The sequence below is a fragment of the Paenibacillus camelliae genome (assembly GCF_023715345.1).
Classification (GTDB): domain Bacteria; phylum Bacillota; class Bacilli; order Paenibacillales; family Paenibacillaceae; genus Pristimantibacillus; species Pristimantibacillus camelliae.
Genome location: NZ_JAMBNY010000034.1, coordinates 1 through 1,179 on the forward strand (window position 1 = coordinate 1; position 1,179 = coordinate 1,179).

Genomic DNA, 1,179 nt, shown 5'->3' on the forward strand with positions numbered 1-1,179 from the left:
AACATTTACAGCAAGTGCGACGGATGCAGATTTACCAGCAAATACGTTGACATATCGTCTGAAGGATGCACCAGCAGATGCAACAATCGGAGAAACAGACGGTGTATTCAGTTGGACACCGGGTGAAGCGGATGGTCCAGACACGATCAAATTTACGGTGATCGTTAGTGATGGAGAGCTAGAGGATGAGGAAGAGATCGAAGTCACGATCAACGAGGTAAATGTTGCCCCAGTATTAAATACAATTGGAGCTAAGACCGTAAATGAAGGAGAAGCATTAACATTTACAGCAAGTGCGACGGATGCAGATTTACCAGCAAATACATTGACTTATCGTCTGAAGGATGCACCAGCAACTGCAACAATCGGAGAAACAAGTGGTGTATTCAGTTGGACGCCGGGTGAAGTGGATGGTCCAGATACGATCAAATTTACGGTGATCGTTAGTGATGGAGATCTAGAGGATGAGGAAGAGATCGAAGTCACGATCAACGAGGTAAATGTTGCCCCAGTATTAAATACAATTGGAGCTAAGACCGTAAATGAAGGCGGATTATTAACATTTACAGCAAGTGCGACGGATGCAGATTTACCAGCAAATACGTTGACTTATCGTCTGAAGGATGCACCAGCAGATGCAACAATCGGAGAAACAGACGGTGTATTCAGTTGGACACCGGGTGAAGTAGATGGTCCAGACACGATCAAATTTACGGTGATCGTTAGTGATGGAGAGCTAGAAGATGAGGAAGAGATCGAAGTCACGATCAACAAGGTAAATGTTGCCCCAGTGTTAAATACAATTGGAGCTAAGACCGTAAATGAAGGAGAAGCATTAACATTTACAGCAAGTGCGACGGATGCAGATTTACCAGCAAATACGTTGACTTATCGTCTGAAGGATGCACCAGCAGATGCAACAATCGGAGAAACAGACGGTGTATTTAGGTGGACACCGGGTGAAGTAGATGGTCCAGATACGATCAAATTTACGGTGATCGTGAGTGATGGAGAGCTAGAGGATGAGGAAGAGATCGAAGTCACGATCAACGAGGTAAATGTTGCCCCAGTGTTAAATACAATTGGAGCTAAGACCGTAAATGAAGGAGAAGCATTAACATTTACAGCAAGTGCGACGGATGCAGATTTACCAGCAAATACGTTGACATATCGTCTGAA

At 44.3% G+C, this 1,179-nt stretch carries 1 protein-coding gene; it reads left to right on the forward strand.

From position 1 onward, the window contains the following. A partial coding sequence (locus M3180_RS22245) for a putative Ig domain-containing protein (RefSeq protein ID WP_251671620.1) occupies window positions 1-1,179 on the forward strand: 1,179 nt, incomplete at both ends.